This window comes from Streptomyces marokkonensis (assembly GCF_039539045.1).
GTDB lineage: Bacteria > Actinomycetota > Actinomycetes > Streptomycetales > Streptomycetaceae > Streptomyces > Streptomyces marokkonensis.
In genome coordinates this window covers 1-15,266 of sequence record NZ_BAABCQ010000050.1, presented here as the reverse complement: position 1 = coordinate 15,266, position 15,266 = coordinate 1, and the positions used below count along the sequence as shown (strand labels likewise).

At 73.1% G+C, this 15,266-nt stretch carries 15 protein-coding genes and 1 pseudogene; 6 read left to right on the top strand and 10 right to left on the bottom strand.

All coding sequences use genetic code 11. The annotated features are described in order from the left end of the window. Positions 1-204: 204 nt before the first annotated feature. Positions 205-681 (bottom strand): DUF7144 family membrane protein, encoded by a 477-nt coding sequence (locus ABEA26_RS14970; RefSeq protein ID WP_345592677.1) that lies wholly within the window; start codon positions 679-681, stop codon positions 205-207. 272 nt (positions 682-953) lie between these two features. Here ABEA26_RS14970 and ABEA26_RS14965 point away from each other — a divergent pair, with 272 nt between their 5' ends. Together ABEA26_RS14965 and ABEA26_RS14960 are read left to right on the top strand one after the other, a co-directional pair. Then, positions 954-2,318 (top strand): chloride channel protein, encoded by a 1,365-nt coding sequence (locus tag ABEA26_RS14965; protein WP_345592676.1) that lies wholly within the window; start codon positions 954-956, stop codon positions 2,316-2,318. A 56-nt stretch (positions 2,319-2,374) separates the two neighbouring features. Continuing rightward, complete coding sequence (locus ABEA26_RS14960; protein WP_345592706.1) at positions 2,375-2,860, top strand: potassium channel family protein; 486 nt, start codon at positions 2,375-2,377, stop codon at positions 2,858-2,860. Positions 2,861-3,079: 219 nt separating this feature from the next. Here the strand turns inward: ABEA26_RS14960 and ABEA26_RS14955 are convergent, their stop codons facing one another. From ABEA26_RS14955 to ABEA26_RS14935, 6 genes are all read right to left on the bottom strand, one after another. Continuing rightward, positions 3,080-4,441, bottom strand: a complete 1,362-nt coding sequence (locus ABEA26_RS14955; protein WP_345592675.1) for an APC family permease — start codon at positions 4,439-4,441, stop codon at positions 3,080-3,082. 119 nt (positions 4,442-4,560) lie between these two features. Beyond that, on the bottom strand, positions 4,561-4,638 hold the full coding sequence (locus tag ABEA26_RS36345; RefSeq protein ID WP_370443954.1) for a 50S ribosomal protein bL37: 78 nt from the start codon (positions 4,636-4,638) through the stop codon (positions 4,561-4,563). Positions 4,639-4,833: 195 nt separating this feature from the next. Next, entirely contained in the window at positions 4,834-6,252 is a 1,419-nt protein-coding gene (locus tag ABEA26_RS14950) for an Nramp family divalent metal transporter (RefSeq protein ID WP_345592674.1), read from the bottom strand. Between the two features lie 104 nt (positions 6,253-6,356). Then, positions 6,357-7,316 (bottom strand): phosphoglycerate dehydrogenase, encoded by a 960-nt coding sequence (locus ABEA26_RS14945; RefSeq protein WP_345592673.1) that lies wholly within the window; start codon positions 7,314-7,316, stop codon positions 6,357-6,359. Then, positions 7,313-8,092 carry an HpcH/HpaI aldolase family protein gene (locus ABEA26_RS14940; RefSeq protein ID WP_345592672.1) on the bottom strand — a complete coding sequence of 260 codons (780 nt, stop codon included), beginning with the start codon at positions 8,090-8,092 and terminating at the stop codon, positions 7,313-7,315. Before ABEA26_RS14940 ends, ABEA26_RS14945 begins: the two co-directional genes overlap by 4 nt. A gap of 161 nt (positions 8,093-8,253) precedes the next feature. Beyond that, positions 8,254-9,288, bottom strand: a complete 1,035-nt coding sequence (locus tag ABEA26_RS14935) for an aldo/keto reductase (protein WP_345592671.1) — start codon at positions 9,286-9,288, stop codon at positions 8,254-8,256. Positions 9,289-9,519: 231 nt separating this feature from the next. On the opposite strand from ABEA26_RS14935, the gene ABEA26_RS14930 reads away from it, so the two are divergent. Genes ABEA26_RS14930 through ABEA26_RS14920 form a run of 3 tightly spaced genes read left to right on the top strand, consistent with a single transcriptional unit; the run spans position 9,520 to position 12,951 of the window. Further along, positions 9,520-11,142 carry a four-carbon acid sugar kinase family protein gene (locus ABEA26_RS14930; protein ID WP_345592670.1) on the top strand — a complete coding sequence of 541 codons (1,623 nt, stop codon included), beginning with the start codon at positions 9,520-9,522 and terminating at the stop codon, positions 11,140-11,142. Beyond that, a complete protein-coding gene (gene pdxA / locus ABEA26_RS14925) occupies positions 11,139-12,143 on the top strand; it encodes a 4-hydroxythreonine-4-phosphate dehydrogenase PdxA (RefSeq protein WP_345592668.1) in 1,005 nt (334 codons plus the stop codon). Before ABEA26_RS14930 ends, pdxA begins: the two co-directional genes overlap by 4 nt. A 25-nt stretch (positions 12,144-12,168) precedes the next feature. Further along, on the top strand, positions 12,169-12,951 hold the full coding sequence (locus ABEA26_RS14920) for a DeoR/GlpR family DNA-binding transcription regulator (RefSeq protein ID WP_345592667.1): 783 nt from the start codon (positions 12,169-12,171) through the stop codon (positions 12,949-12,951). Between the two features lie 162 nt (positions 12,952-13,113). On the opposite strand, the gene ABEA26_RS14915 is transcribed toward ABEA26_RS14920, so the two are convergent. From ABEA26_RS14915 to ABEA26_RS14910, 3 genes and pseudogenes are all read right to left on the bottom strand, one after another. Beyond that, positions 13,114-13,581 carry a GDSL-type esterase/lipase family protein gene (locus tag ABEA26_RS14915; RefSeq protein WP_425587843.1) on the bottom strand — a complete coding sequence of 156 codons (468 nt, stop codon included), beginning with the start codon at positions 13,579-13,581 and terminating at the stop codon, positions 13,114-13,116. Next, entirely contained in the window at positions 13,512-13,739 is a 228-nt protein-coding gene (locus ABEA26_RS36340; RefSeq protein WP_425587841.1) for a GDSL-type esterase/lipase family protein, read from the bottom strand. The genes ABEA26_RS14915 and ABEA26_RS36340 overlap by 70 nt, the downstream gene beginning before the upstream one ends. Positions 13,740-13,744: 5 nt before the next feature. Beyond that, positions 13,745-14,242 (bottom strand): annotated as a pseudogene (locus ABEA26_RS14910) (sigma-70 family RNA polymerase sigma factor); the annotation flags it as partial. 193 nt (positions 14,243-14,435) lie between these two features. Here ABEA26_RS14910 and ABEA26_RS14905 point away from each other — a divergent pair. Further along, entirely contained in the window at positions 14,436-15,098 is a 663-nt protein-coding gene (locus tag ABEA26_RS14905) for a maleylpyruvate isomerase family mycothiol-dependent enzyme (protein WP_345592665.1), read from the top strand. The last annotated feature ends 168 nt before the right edge of the window (positions 15,099-15,266 follow it).

Genomic DNA, 15,266 nt, shown 5'->3' with positions numbered 1-15,266 from the left:
GCAGAGCCGCTGAGTCGTCAGCCGCCCTCCGACGGCAGCCGGGCGGAGGACGGCTGGCGGAGGACGAAGGGCGGCTGGCGGCTCGCGGAGGGCGAAGGGCGGCTGGCGGAGGCCAGCTGGCGAAGGGGGGCTGGCGGAGGACGGCTGGCGGAGGGGGGCTGGCGGCTGGCGGAGGGCGAAGGGCGGCTGACCGGCGGGCGGTGCTCAGACCCGCTGGTCCGACTGCCCCACCTGGTCCTGGCGGCTGGCCAGCGCCCAGATCACGAACACGTCGATCGCCATCATGATCACCGCCCAGACGGGCGCGTACGGCAGGAACAGGAACTGGGAGACGAGGCTCAGCGAGGCCAGGAAGATGCCCGCGAAGCGCGCCCAGGCCATGTCCTTGAGCAGGCCGTAGCCGGTGACGAGGACCAGGACGCCCAGGATGACGTGGATGACGCCCCAGCCGGTGAGACTGAGTTCGTAGACGTAGCTGCCGACGCGGGCGTACACGTCGTCCTCGGCGATGGCCGCGATGCCCTGGAGGACGGCGAGGGCGCCGTTCAGCAGCATCAGTACGCCCGCGAAGACGATACCGCCGGTCACCCAGCCGCTGGAGCGGTCGGTGGATCGCGGGGGCCACGGGCCCTCGGCACCCTGGGACGGCCTGCCGGGAGAAGGTGCGGCGTGCTGGCTCATGAGCGGAGTCCTTTCTTCGTGTCCCCGTACGGGCCTCGGCCCACCGGGCGCCTCGAGGCACCGACAGGTCACTCCGAGCCTGGGGCCGGTCGCCGCGTGCGGCCATTCGGGTCCGCCGAACAGTCGAATTTGGCTCGACCGCGCCGCACCGCCCGGCTCTCCGGAACGGAACCGTGCGCGTGCGACCCGCCCCCGCCTCACGTTTACTGGAGCGCACATGCGAACGCGCGTTACGTGGAACGCGCGTTGCGCAGGCGGACGGAGGAGGGCCGGTGACCGCTCAGGCCGCCCCGGCGAACGCGGAACCGGCCCGGGCCGAGCAGTCCCTGCGGGACGCCCTGCTCAGTCCCGGCTATCTGCGGCTGTTGCCGCTGTGCGTGCTGCTGGGCGTTCCCATCGCGCTGGCCTGCTTCTTCTTCGTCGGCCTCCAGCACGAGTTCCAGCACTGGGTGTGGACGTCGCTGCCCGAGGCGGCCGGTTACGACGCCCCGCCCTGGTGGTGGCCGCTGCCCGCGTTGCTCCTGGCCGGGCTGCTCCTGGCGCCGATCGTCACCCGGATGCCGGGCGGCGGTGGTCACCTGCCGGTGAACGGGCTGGGCGGCGCGCCCGTCGGCCCCCGCGCTCTGCCCGGCACCGTCCTGGCGGCACTCGCCACGCTGCCGCTCGGCGTGGTGCTGGGACCGGAGGCTCCCCTGATGGCCGTCGGCAGCGGGCTCGCCCTGCTGGCGGTGCGGCGGGCGGGCGCGGCCGGGGACCCGAGGGCGAGCGCGATCCTGGCCACGGCCGGCTCGACCGCCGCGATCTCCACCATCCTCGGTGGGCCCGTGGCGGCGGCGGTGCTCCTCATCGAGGGGGCGGGGCTCGGCGGGGCGCAGTTGGTCGTGCTGCTGCTGCCCTGTCTGCTGGCCGGCGCGACGGGCGCCCTGGTCTTCACCGGGTTCGGGGAGTGGACCGGCCTGAAGATCGGCGCCCTCGCCCTGCCCGACGTACCGCCGGGCGCCAACCCGGACGTGGGCGACTTCCTGTGGGGCATCCCGACGGCGGCGCTGGTCGCGGTGTTGATCACGCTCGCCCGCGGGCTGGGCCACCGCACCGTTTCCTGGACGCGGCACCGCACGGCGCTGCGGACCGTCGCCTGCGCCACCGCGGTCGGCGCCTGCCTCACCGCGTACGCCGTGATCACCGGCCGCTCCCCGGCGGAGGCGGCCCTGTCCGGTCAGGCCACCCTCGCGCTGCTCGCCGCGCACCCGCACGCCTGGTCCGTGGGCGCGCTGGTGGCACTCGTCGCCTGCAAGGGAGTGGCCTGGGGCATCGCGCTGGGCAGTCTGCGCGGTGGCCCGATCTTCCCGGCCGTACTGCTCGGCACGGCGACGTCCATGGCCTGCTCCGGCCTCCCGGGCTTCGGCGCGACCCCCGCCCTCGCCCTCGGCATCAGTGCCGCGTCGGCCGCGGTGACCGGGCTGCCGCTGGCCAGCGCGGTGCTGGCGGTGCTGCTGGTGGGCGAAGACGCGTACGACCAGACGCCGCTGATCGTCACCGCGTCGGTGGTCTCCTTCGTCGTCACCCAGCTCGTACGGCGGCCGGAGACGGAGACGGGCAAGGACCCGACGACGGGGACGACGGGGACGACACAGTGACGGAACGCCGAGTCGGGCCACCGCCCGCCGCTTGGCGCGCGGCCCGGCCGTGGCTCGTGCGGATCGGTTTCGCGGCGGGCACGGTCGTCGCCTACTTCCTCCTCCCCCTCGACTACCTGGGCCCGCGGCGGCCCGCGCTGAGCTGGCTGCTGTTCACCGTGGTGCTGGCCGTCGTGGCCACGCTGCTGCTCCGGCAGATCCGTCATGTGCTCACCGACCGTCCGGACACCCGGCCCGGTGTGGTCATCCCGCTGCTGATCATCCTGTCCGTGCACGTCTTCTCGGCCACCTACTACGCCCTCGCCAAACAGCCGGGCGAGTTCTCCGGCCTGCGCACCCGCGTCGACGCGCTGTACTTCACCGTGGTCACGCTCGCCACCGTCGGGTACGGGGACATCACCCCGCTGGGGCAGGCCTCGCGGGTGGTGACCGTCCTGCAGATCGCCTACAGCTTCGTGTTCCTCACCGCCGCCGCGACGGCGCTGACCACACGGGCGCGCGACATGGTGGTCCGAAGGACCGAGCGGGGCCGGCGCGACTGACTGGCGGCGGCCCGGCTGCTGCGCGCGCAGAGGCTGCCGACGGAATCGGCCACGGGTCCGCGTACGGCGGAGGAGCCGGCACACCGGCCGCACCGGCCGGCAGACGGGGCTCAGGGGTGCCAGGGCGCCGGGGTGCCTGGCGGGTCGCCCGCACTCACCGAGCCGAGCCGCTGTACTCCGCCTCCCGAGCCTCCGTTCTGGGAGGCAGGCCGCGCGCGCTCACCCGCGTCCGGCCCGGTCCGCGCCCCCGCCCGCCCGCCGCACGGCGGCGAGCGCGGCGAGCACCGTCCCCACGGCCACGACCAGCAGCCCGCGCAGCCACACCTCGGCCTCGATCTGCGTGGCGAGCACGACGCAGGACGCGGCACCCAGCACGGGAAGCACGGTCGGGGCCCTGAAATGGCCGGCTTCCTTGTCAGCCTCGCCCGGGTCACGACGTAGCACGAGCACCGCCGTGTTGACGATGAGGAAGACCACGAGCAGCAGCAGGACCAGGGTGGACGCCAGGGTGGCGACACTGCCGGTGAGCGCGAGGAGCATCGACAGCACGGTAGTGACCGCGATCGCGGCCCACGGCGTACGGCGGCCGGGCAGCACCCTGGTCAGCGCGGCAGGCAGCAGCCCGTCCCGGGCCATGCCGTAGGCCAGGCGGGAGGACATGATGCCGGTGAGCAGCGCGCCGTTCGCCACGGCGACCAGCGCGATGGCACTGAACAGCCGGGTCGGCACGCCGCCGGCCTCCTCGACGACCTCCAACAGCGGCCCGCTCGACCCGGCCAGCCGGTCCGTCGGTACCGCCACGGACGCGGCGACGCCCACCAGCACGTACACGGCGCCCGCCGTGGCAAGGGCACCGAACAGTGCGCGCGGGTAGGAACGCCGGGGGTCGCGGGTCTCCTCGGCGACGTTCACCGACGTCTCGAACCCGACGAACGAGTAGTACGCCAGCACGGACCCGCTCAGTACGGCCGCCGCGGCTCCCTTCTCCGGCGTACCGAGCTGCCCCAGCCGCGCCACGTCACCGTCCCCGCGCAGCAGCAGCCACGCGCCGAGGACGACGATGACGAGGAGGCCGCCGACCTCGACGACGGTGGCGACGACGTTGGCGCGGGTCGACTCCTTGATGCCCCGCGCGTTGACCAGTGCGAGCAGGGCGAGGAACAGCACGGCGACGAGCCCGACCGGCAGCGTCACGAAGGCCGACAGGTAGTCGCCCCCGAAGCCCCGGGCCAGTGCCGCCACGGAGACGATGCCCGCGGCGAGCATGCAGAAGCCCGCGACGAAGCCGACGAACGGCCCGAAGGCGCGGGTGGCGTAGTGGGAGGCGCCGCCCGCCCGCGGGTACTTCGTGGCCAGCTCGGCGTAGGAGGCGGCGGTGAGCATCGCCAGCAGCAGGGCGACGGCCAACGGCACCCACACCGCGCCCCCGGCGTCGGCGGCCACCTGCCCCACCAGGACGTACACGCCGGCGCCGAGCACGTCACCCAGGATGAAGAAGTACAGCAGCGGGGTGGTCAGCGCCCGCTTGAGCGCCGGGCCGCCCAGCGTGTCGGCCGGTGGCCGTTTTCCGAGTCTCGCCATGGCGCCTCAGGTTTCCCGCCGGACGAGCAGCACACCGCGATCTTCGTACTCGCCGCGCCGGGAAAGCGCTCGGGTGGGCGGCACGTGCGTGCCACCCACCCGATGCGTCGACGCGTCCCCTAGCTCTGCGGACGGCTGCCGTGGTTCGCGCCGTTCTTGCGGCGAGCCTTCTTCTTACGACGTCGCTTCGAGGACATCGAACCCTCCTCTTCCTGTGCTTTCACGTACTATCCACCGGATTGTGGCCCCGGAGATCACGGAGCGCCTTTCCCACCTGCGCGACGGCAAACACCCGACCCTGGAATTCACACGGGTGGCCTACGTCACAGGACGCGGGGACGCGCCGGACGCGCAGCGGAAGGCCGAGCGAGCGGCCGTGACGCGCTTCGCGGTTACTCCGGGACCGCGCCCAGCGTTTCGAGGACGCCGTAGACGCCGACGCACAGGATGGCGACACTGCTGACGAGCAGGGCCGCGGTCAGCCAGGGGTTGTTGCGGAAGCGGGGCGGTACTCCGGTGTAGCGCAGCCGCCAGACGGCGACGACCACGGCGAGCAGGAAGATCCCGCCGCCGATGCCGCCGATCTGCACCATCAGCACGGGCGACTGCACCCACAGGAAGAAGACCGTCCACAGCAGGGGCAGGCACCAGGTGAGGATGCGGATGGTGCGGGTGCGGGAGCGGACGTCGCTCCAGTCGATGACGCCGAGCAGGCCGAGCGTGTTGGTCCACAGCCGGGGCACGGAGGCCGTGGAGCCGATGAGGGTGGAGAAGAGGACGGCGAGGGCGCCGAAGAGGAACAGGTACTCCGCCCAGGGGCCCATGGTGTCGGTGTAGATCCGCGAGAGGGTCGTGATCATCTCGTTGCCCTCGGGCACGAGGGCCTGCGGGTGCAGCACGGACGCGCCGATGACGTAGAAGGACAGGGTGCACAGCACGCAGACGGCCAGGCCGGCCAGCGCGTCCAGGCGCATCACCTTGATCCAGCCCTCGGCACGGCGGGCCCGCTCCTCGCTGCCGTCGTCGGGACCGGTCCAGCGGGCGTAGCCCTTCTCCAGGCACCAGTAGGTGTACGTCGTCATCTCGTCGGCGCCGACACCGGTGATGCCGAAGACCGCGAGGGCGATGCCGACGGTACCGGCCGGGATCTCGAAGCCGAAGCCGCTGCCCAGGTCGTCGGTGCCGTAGCCGAACTCGGTGCCGGGCAGACCGACCGCGAGGCTGACCGTGACGAGGGTGAAGACGACGACGGAGACCAGACAGGCGCGTTCCACGAGGCTGTACTTGCCGGACTGCAGCAGCAGGATGGCGGCGATGGTGACGACCACGGCCCACAGGGCCAGGGAGCCCCAGCTGAGGGACTCGCCGACTATCGGCCACAGCACCGAGCACGCCGCCGCCGTACCGCCGATGATGCCTCCGCGCTGGAACATCTTGGCGAAGTCCATGCCGATCCACAGCCAGTTGATCCAGCTCAGCCGGCCGATGCGCGGGCCGACCTCGCTGTAGCCCTCCAGCGCGGTGCGCCCGTTGAGTATGGTCCAGCGGGCCAGTTCCATCTGGACCCAGACCTTGACCGCGGTCGAGACGATCACCAGCCACAGCAGTGCGAAGCCCGCTTCGGCGCCGAGGGCGGTGGTGGTGATCAGTTCTCCGGAGCCGACGACTGCGGCCGACAGTACGAAGCCGGGACCGAGATGACGGAGCCGGTCACGGAAGACCGTGGGTGCCGGTCGGACATCCTCGGGGCGCAGGGCGTACGGATCGGCCTGCGCGTGCTCCGCCTTCGCGGCGGTGGCGGTGGTCGACATGGCGGTGTTCCTTTGCTGGATCCGGCGTCGTCGCCGGAGCGGAAGGCAGAAGGGGCTGGTGGGGCGGTGAGGCCGAGGGGGGTGGCTTGGATCGGGGGCCGGGGTCAGCCGGCCGCGTGGCGCGGGGGCTCGCCGGCGAGGACACGGAGGATGTCCTCGGCGACCATCACACCCATCGCGCGGTTGGCCTCCGGCGTGCAGGCGGCCATGTGGGACGTGAGGGTCAGCCGGGGGGCCGCGCGCAGGGCGTGGTCGTCCGGGAGTGGCTCGACGGCGAAGGCGTCGAGTGCGGCGGCGGCCAGGTGACCGGAGTGCAGGGCGGCGGCCAGCGCGGCGTCGTCGACCAGGCCGCCGCGGGCGGCGTTGACGAGGACCGCGCCGGGCTTCATGGCGGCCAGCCGGGCGGCGTCCAGCAGCGGCTCGCCGGCCGGCGGCAGGTGCAGGGTGACGACGTCCGCGTGGCCGAGGAGCGCGTCGAGCGTGACGGGTTCCGCGCCCGCCGCGCTCACCGCGTCGTCGGCGACGTACGGGTCGTGGGCGAGCACCCGCATGCCGAAGGCGCTCGCGTAGCCGGCGACGAGCCGGCCGATCCGGCCGAAGCCGACCACCCCGATCGTCCTGCCGTGCAGCTCCGGGCCGAACAGCTTGGGCCAGCCGCCCTCGACGACGGCGATGTGGGAGGCGCTGATCCGGCGGGTGGCGTCGAGGACGAGCCCGAAGGTGAACTCGGCGACGGCCCGCGAGTTCGAGCCGGGCGCGCAGACGACGGGGATGCCGCGGTCGCGAGCGGCGGCCAGGTCGATGGTGTCGGTGCCGACGCCGTGCTTGGCGATGACCTTCAGGCGCGGGGCCGCGTCCATGACCTCGGCGGTGACCGGGTCCATGCCGGCGACCAGCGCGTCGGCGATGGCGATCCGCCGCAGCAGCTCGTCGTGCGGCAGGGCGCGGTCCTCGTACGGGCGGACCGGGCCCGCGCCGCCGTCCGCGAGGAGGGTCCAGGGGTCCGGCGAGTGCCGGGCGAACGTGGGGGTGGTGATGAGCGTGGTGCGGCCCGGCGTACTCATTTCCGGCCCTCCTCGCGCGCGGCGTCGAGGTGCGCGGCGGCGACCTGCTGGAGGTGGACCACGTCTGCGGCGACGGAGGCGAAGGTGAAGCCCTCGGCGAGCCGGCGGGCGGCGCTCGCACCGTCGCCGTTGTGGATGCCCGCGGCGATGCCGGCGGCCTCGGCGGCCTTGCGGATCCGGGTCAGGGCCTGCTCGAACTCCTCGGCGACGTCCGGGTCGGTGGAGGTCTTGCCGCCGATGGCCAGACGCAGGTCGGACGGGCCGACGTAGACGCCGTCGAGGCCCGGGGTGGCGCAGATCTCCTCGACGTTCGCGAGGCCGTCCGCGGTCTCGATCATGGCGAGGACCGCGGTCTGCTCGTGGGTGTCGGCCGGAGCGGGGCCGATGCGCAACTGGGCGCGCATGGGACCGTAGGAGCGGCGGCCGTGCGGCGGGTACCGCACCGCGGCGACCGCGTCGGCCGCGTCCCTCGCCGTGTCGACGAGCGGCACGATGACGGCGGTGGCTCCCGCGTCGAGCGCACGGCCGATGCAGGTCGGGTCGTTGGCCTCGACGCGCACCATGCCGACGGCGGTGGAGCCGCGGGTGTCGGTGGCGATCAGGTTGTTCAGCAGGCCCTGGTAGCCGAAGAGGCCGTGCTGGGCGTCGAAGGCCAGGTAGTCGTAGCCGAGCCGGGCGAGGCGCTCGGCGGCGACGGGTGAGTCGAGCAGCGACCAGTAGCCGATGAGGCGCTGACGGTCGCGCAGTGCGGCGGTGAAATGCGCGGCGGTGGTCATGAGGGGTCTCCGGACTGCTGGGGGCGGTGGGTCAGCGGCTGGGGGCGCGTCGGCTGTTGTGGGTGTCGTCAGCGACTTTGGGCACGTCAACGGCTGTAGACGGCGTCAACGGCTGTAGGCGTCGCCAACCGCTGTAGGCGTCGCCAACGGCTGTGGGCACGTCAGCGGTTGTAGGCGGGCATCGGGCCGCGCAGCGCGGCGCCCACGGCGTCGCAGGCGGCGGTCACGTCCGCGGGCAGCGGGCCCGCCTGCGCGGCGGCGATGTTGGCCCGCAGGTGTTCCGGCCGTGAGCCGCCGAGCAGCAGCGCGTCGGTGGAGGGGCGGTCCAGCAGCCAGCGCAGGGCGAGCTCGGTGAGGGGGAGGCCCGCCTCGTCGGCGATCGCGGCGAGTTCACCGACGGCGGCGAAGAGGTCCTCGTTCCAGTAGCGCTGCCGGTACATCGCGGCGAGCTTCGAGTCGCCGAAGCGGCCGGTGGCGGGGTCGGCACCGAAGTGGTGCCGACCGGTGAGGAGGCCGCCGCCGAGGGGGTTGTAGACCATGGTGCGCAGACCGCTCACCGCCGCGTACTCGACGTACTCCTCCTCGATCCGGCGGGCGAGGAGGTTGTGCAACTGCTGGGCGACGACGGGCTGAGGAGCGCCGACCTCGTCGGCGGTGCGGGACAGCTCGGCGACCTGCCAGGCGGCGTGGTTGGACACACCGAGTGCGCGGATCTTCCCCTCCGCGACGAACTCCGCCACGGTCGCGAGGGTCTCGGCGAGCGGTGTACGGCGGTCCGGCTGGTGCAGGTAGAAGAGGTCCACGTGGTCGGTGCCGAGCCTCTTGAGGCTGCCCTCGAGCGCGTCGCGGAGGCCGGCCGGGGAGAGCGGGGCGTGCTCACCCTGGTCGGGGTGCGGGATGCCGGCCTTCGTGGCCAGCACGATCCGGTCCCGGCGCCCGGGCAGCAGTCCGGCGAGGATCCGCTCGCTCTCGCCCCCCGCGTAGCCGTTGGCGGTGTCCACGCCGGTGAGGCCCGCGTCGAGCGCGGTGTCCAGCATGGCGGCGGCGCCCGCGTGGTCGACGGTGTCGCCGAAGGTCATGGTGCCCAGCACCAGGCGGGAGAGGGGGACAGGGACCTGGGGGAGCTCGATCCCCTCTGTCCCCTGCGGGCCGAGGCCGGGGCTGGGGCCGGGGCTGGTGCCGGTGCCGGTGCTCACGAGCGGTTCCTTCCGGGGCGGATGCCGTGCCGTGGCGCCTTCGAGAAGCGGCGGTGCGGGGCGACGGCCGTTGGTCGCGGTGGAGGAACGCTCGCACGACTGCGTGTTCTACGCAAGAGTCTCGCGCGAATCACGCAAGCTGTGCCATCATCGGAGCACTGCGGACGCCCAGGCCACGGGTGCCGCGCGACCGCCCGTGCGCACCGGCGCCGGGCTGCGGAGGAGGTTCGCGTGTGCCGTCGGGACGACATCCCAGTCGTCGCGCTCGCCGATGATCTGTCGGGGGCGGCGGAGGTGGCCGCGCTGTTGCGGCTGCCCGGACGACTGACACTGCACCCCGCCGACCTCGCGGTATCGGTCGCCGCGGGCGAGTCGGTGGTGGTGGACCTCGACTCCCGGTATCTGGACGACGCCGCCGCGGCCGCCGCCGTACGCGGCGCACTGCGCGGGACGCGCATGGCGGCCGGAACGCCACGCGTGGCCGGAACGCCACGCGTGGCCGGGGCGGCAGGTGCCACCGGCGACCGGGTGGGCGACCTCACGGTGCCCGGTACGGCGCTGCCTCCGGGCTCGCGCAGCGAAGACTCCAGCGAGGCTTCCCGCGCGTTTCGCGCAGCCAACCGCGTTTCGCCGCCCGGTCGTACGCTCTGGTTCAAGAAGTGCGACTCGCTGCTGCGTGGATCGGTGGGCGCGGAGGCCGCCGCCTTCGCCGAGGGGGCCGAGGTCCTGGTGATCGCGACGGCTCTGCCCGCCGCGGGGCGCGTGGTGCGCGACGGCGTGGTCCTCGTCGACGGGGTGCCGCTGCACTCCTGCGCGGCCTGGCGGGTCGAGGAGCGCCCGGCTCCCCGTTCCGTCACCGAGGCCCTGGCACCGCTGCCGACCGAGGGTGTGCCGGTGGCGGCCGTACGCCTCGGGCCCCACGCACTCGCGGGACGGTTCCGGGCAGCGGCGGCGCGTGGGCGGCATCCCGTGTGCGACGCGGAGACCGACGCCGACCTGTCGGTGATCGCCGCGGCGGCGGTGCTGCTCGGGCCGGGGTGCCGGCTCCTGGGCAGCGGCGGTCTGGCGGACGCGCTGGGCCGGCGCATCGGCTCACGCCCGCCGACACGGGACGGGAGGATGGTGCCCGCGCCACCGGAAACGGCTACGGGGCGGGAAACGGTCAGCCGACGGGCAACGCCCGCGGCGCCGCGGGCGGGCGCGGCACCGGAGACCCCCGCGGCGCCGCGGGCGGGCGCGGCACCGCATACGCCCGCCACGCCGACAGCCGCCGGACTGCCGGAAGCCGCGCTCCACGAGCGGCCCCTCCTCATCGTCGCCGGGAGCGCGGAGCCCGGCGTGGCGGCGCAGGTCGCGCGACTCGTGGCGGTCGGCGCCCGCCATGTGGCGCTGGCACCCGAGGAGTTGGCGGGGCCGGACCCCGTCTCGCTGCCGGATCTCGACGCCGGCACGGTCACCGTGGTGTCCGTCGACGGGTCCGGCGGCGTCCGGTCCGGTGCGGCACGCTCGATCGTGGCGGGTCTGGCCCGCACCGTGGCGGCGCTGCCGACCCGCCCGGACCTCGTCCTGACCGGAGGCGAGACGGCCCGCCGAGTGCTCGACTCCATGGGCGTGACCGTGCTGTGGCCCGTCGGTGAGATCCACCCCGGTGCCGTGCACTGCCGGACCGCCGACGGCCGGTCGGTCGTCACCCGTCCCGGGAGCTTCGGCGGTCCCGACTCGTTCCACCGCATCGCGGCGGCGCTCCGCCCCCACCTGCTGCCGCCGCCCGCACCCCCGTCACCGCACGCGTCCCCGGCGCCGGCCTCATCCGTCATGCCGTCCCCTCCCTCTCAACAAGGAGTCACCCAGTGAACGCGCAGCAGCCCCTCCCCCTGATCGGTCTCACCATGGGCGACGGCGCCGGTATCGGACCCGAGGTGATCGTGTCCGCCGTACTGGACCCCGTGACGCTGGGCCGGTGCCGGCCGGTGGTGATCGGTGACGCCGCGCGGCTGCGGGAGGCAGCCCGGATCCTCGGGACCGACTGCGAGATCGTGACCGTACCGACGCCGGCCGCCGCCGAGTTCGCGCCCGGCCTGATCAACGTCATCGACCTCGGACTGCTGCCCGCGGGCCTGCCCTGGGGCGAGCTGTCCCCCGAGGCGGGCAACGCCGCCTACGAGTACGTCAAGCTGGCCGCGGAACTGGCTCTCGCGGGAGAGATCGACGGCATCTGCACCGCCCCCCTCAACAAGGAGGCGCTGCACGCCGCCGGTCACGTCTTCCCCGGCCACACCGAACTGCTCGCCCACTTCACCGGGGTCGAGGAAGTGTCGATGATGCTCTCCACCGAGAAGGTGAAAGTCATTCACGTCACCACCCACATCGGCCTGATCGACGCGGTCAACCGGATCGAGCCCGGCCTGGTCGAGCGGACCGTGCGCCGCGGGCACGACGCACTGGTCCGCACGGGACTGGCCGAACCCGTCATCGGCGTCTGCGGCATCAACCCGCACGCGGGCGAGAACGGGCTGTTCGGGTACGGCGAGGAGGAGGAGAAGATCATCCCCGCCCTGGAGAAGGTGCGCCGCGACGGCATCGACGCCCGCGGTCCCCTCCCCGCCGACACGGCCTTCTTCCTGGCCTCCCGCGGCGACTACGACCTCATCGTGGCGATGTACCACGACCAGGGACACGGCCCCGTCAAGGTGCTCGGCATCGAGGCGGGCGTCAACCTCACCGTGGGCCTCCCCGTGATCCGCACCTCCGTCGACCACGGCACGGCCTTCGACATCGCCGGTACGGGGAAGGCGGAGGCCGGTAGCATGATCGAGGCGCTGCGGCAGGCCGCCGAGATGTCCACCGCCCGCTGAACCGACGTACCGCTAAGGACACTTGATGCCGCCCACCGCCTCCCAGGACCGGCGCGAAGAGATCCTGCGACTCGCCACCACCTCCGGCCTGGCCAGCGTCGAAGAACTCTCACAGCACTTCGGCGTGACCGCCTCCACCATCCGCCGCGACCTCGCCCGGCTCACCGCCGACGGCCGGCTCGCCCGCACCTACGGCGGGGCGATGGCGCTGAACGCGCACCCGGAGGCGTCACTGCGCCAGCGCACGACGGAGGCGTACGCGCAGAAGCGTGCCATAGCCCGATGGGCGGCGGCCCAGGTCCAGCCGGGCGAGACCGTGCTGCTGGACGCCGGGTCGACGGTCGGGGCACTGGCACACGAGCTGCGTACGGCGAACGACCTCACGGTCGCCACCACGGGCCTGACGGCGCTGCATGAGCTGGCGGACGTCGAGTCCGTGCATGTGGAGTGCCTCGGCGGGACGTTGCGCCCGCTCAGCCAGGCCTTCGTCGGCCCGCTGACGGAGGCGGCGCTGGAACGGATGACGTTCGACCGGGTCTTCCTGTCCGCGGACGGCGTGACGGCGGACGGCGGGATCTGCGAGGCGGATCTGCGGCAGACCAGGCTGAAGGAACTGATGGCCCGCCGGGCCACCCGCGTCTACGTCCTGGCCCATGCGGCCAAGCTGGGCCGCGCCCCGTTCCACGCCTGGGCCGCGCTGCCGCACGGCTGGACCCTGGTCACGGACGCCTCGGCGACGGACGCCGACGTGTCGGCGTTCACCGAGCGTGGGACGCGGGTGGTGCTGACCGATTCGGTGGCGGGTTGAAGCGGCGGCGGCCCGGTCCGACGAGGACGAGCAGGGCCGCCGCGCTGTCGCGGCTGGAAGCCATGGAAGCGAACCCGCCGACCACCGACTACACGATGACGAAGCAGGACTGAACCTCCGCGAGCCGAGGAGTTGGTGTGCGCGGCTCAGGGGGCCCACTGGTCACGAGAGGGTGTCGAGGTCGATCGCGTCGGCCATGGCCCGGTACCCGGCGGGGCTGGGGTGCAGGTGGTCGCCCATGTGCAGCCCGTCCGGCAGCCGACCGGTGCCCTCGGGGTCGAGCGCGCGGTCGAAGTCGGCCACGGCGTCGTACTCACCGCCGGCCCGGATCCACTCGTTGACCTCGTCGCGGATCGCCTCGCCCTCCGCGGTCCAGTTCGCCGATCCGCTCCAGGGGAGCAGAGTGGCCCCGACTGTTCCGACCCCTCGGACGTGCGCGGCGCGGATCAGTGTCCGGTGGCCGGCGATGAGCCGTTCCGCCGTCACCGACGGGTCGTCGCGGTCCGCCCCGCACATCCGGTCGTCGGGCAGTTGTATGTCGTTGATGCCGATCAGGACGATCACGGTGCCGGTCCGGGCTGTCGGAGCACGTCGCGGGCGAATCGGGAGACTCCCGCGTCGCCGCCGCAGGCCGAGTCGGTGAGCAGCTTGTTGGAGCCGATCCCGGCGTTCAGCACCGGACGGGGCCGGCCTGCGGCCAGGAGCCGTTCGGCGAGCACGTCGGGCCAACGGTCGTCGCCGTCGACGGTGGCCCCGAACCCGTCGGTGATCGAATCGCCGAATGCCACGACGGCGCCCGGCCGGCGAGTTTCTTCGCCGTGGCGGGCGTGCGGTCGACGATCGGCGCGATCTGGACGATCGGCGCGAGATGCTCGAACGGCAGCCCGAACAGGTCGTGCAGGACGAACGCCAGCCGTTCCGCCGGGCCGAGCGATTCCAGCACCACCAGCAGCGCCAGCCCGACCGAGTCGGCCATCAGCGCCTGCTGCTCGGGGTCGGCCACGTCCTCACGGCTGACCACCGGGTCGGGCAGCCGCGCCTCCAGCGGCTGCTCTCCCCGGCGCTTGCGCGCACGGAGCATGTCCAGGCAGACCCGGCCGACCACAGTGGTCAGCCAGCCGCCGAGATTGTCGACCTGGCGTCCCTCGGACCGGGTCAGCCGCAACCATGTCTCCTGCGTCGCGTCGTCCCCCTCGGCCGGCGAACCGAGCATGCGGTACGCGACCGCCTTGAGGTGAGGACGGTGCTCCTCGAACTGAGCGGCCAGGAAGTCGGAGGGGTTCACGGTCACGCGGTCCTTTCCACGGAGGGTGTCGTACCCTCTGTCGGTCCGAAGCCGCCGAAGGTGACCGGACCGCGCGGTTCGGAAGTTCCCTCGCGAGCGATGACTTCGCTCCGGAACGGGAGTCCTCTCCTCAACGCCCGTGCCGGCACCGCCCGTTCCGGCTACGGGGCAGGCCTACTGTGACAGGAGACGCTCCCGCATGACCGACCCGAGAACGGCAGCAGACCACAACCGGCGTACTGACATCTGGCCCCTGATCCACGCCGAGCGGACGGCGCTGGCGGCTGATCTCGCGGACCTGGCCGACGAGCGGTGGGCGACCTCGTCGCTGTGCTCCGAACTGACGGTGCGCGAGGTGCTGGCGCACCTCACCGCGGGGGCGAGTCTCAACACCCTGCGGTGGCTGGCCGGTGTGGTCCGGTGCCGGTTCGACTTCGACAAGCAGGTGGCCATACGGCTGGCGGAGCAGCTGGGTTCCTCCCCGGCCGAGACACTGGAGAGATTCCGGCGTACGGCACTGAGTACGACCAAGCCTCCCCTCCCTCCCGTGGCCATGCTCGGCGAGACCATCGTGCACGGAGAGGACATCCGGCGTCCGTTGGGCATCGAACGGGACTACCCGATCGACGTGGTCACCCTGGTGGCCGAGTACTACCGGGGCTCGGACCTCGTGGTCGTCGCCAAGGGACGTATCGACGGCCTGGGACTCGTCGCGGACGACGGCCCCTTCAGGGCCGGCTCCGGGCCGCTCGTCTCCGGTGACACCCTGGCCCTGGTCATGGCGATGACCGGGCGCTCGACGTACTGCGACGACCTCGAAGGCGATGGTGTCGAGCTCCTCCGCCGGCGACGGGTGGCGTGACCGCGGACGAGCTGCCGACATCGGGACCCGGCCGACGAGTTGGGTTGCACCGCTTCCCCTCCTTCCCCAGAACGCCACCCGAACCGGGCCCGGCCACGGCGACCAGCCGTGGCCGGGCCCGCGTGGTTTCGCACGGACCGCATCCATTGACTCCGAAAACCGATCACA

Bases quoted from the DNA above. Each gene is read 5' to 3' on its own strand.
- ABEA26_RS14970 (WP_345592677.1), bottom strand. From the start codon at position 681: ATGAGCCAGCACGCCGCACCTTCTCCCGGCAGGCCGTCCCAGGGTGCC.
- ABEA26_RS14955 (WP_345592675.1), bottom strand. From the start codon at position 4,441: ATGGCGAGACTCGGAAAACGGCCACCGGCCGACACGCTGGGCGGCCCG.
- ABEA26_RS36345 (WP_370443954.1), bottom strand. From the start codon at position 4,638: ATGTCCTCGAAGCGACGTCGTAAGAAGAAGGCTCGCCGCAAGAACGGC.
- ABEA26_RS14950 (WP_345592674.1), bottom strand. From the start codon at position 6,252: ATGTCGACCACCGCCACCGCCGCGAAGGCGGAGCACGCGCAGGCCGAT.
- ABEA26_RS14945 (WP_345592673.1), bottom strand. From the start codon at position 7,316: ATGAGTACGCCGGGCCGCACCACGCTCATCACCACCCCCACGTTCGCC.
- ABEA26_RS14940 (WP_345592672.1), bottom strand. From the start codon at position 8,092: ATGACCACCGCCGCGCATTTCACCGCCGCACTGCGCGACCGTCAGCGC.
- ABEA26_RS14920 (WP_345592667.1), top strand. From the start codon at position 12,169: ATGCCGCCCACCGCCTCCCAGGACCGGCGCGAAGAGATCCTGCGACTC.
- ABEA26_RS14905 (WP_345592665.1), top strand. From the start codon at position 14,436: ATGACCGACCCGAGAACGGCAGCAGACCACAACCGGCGTACTGACATC.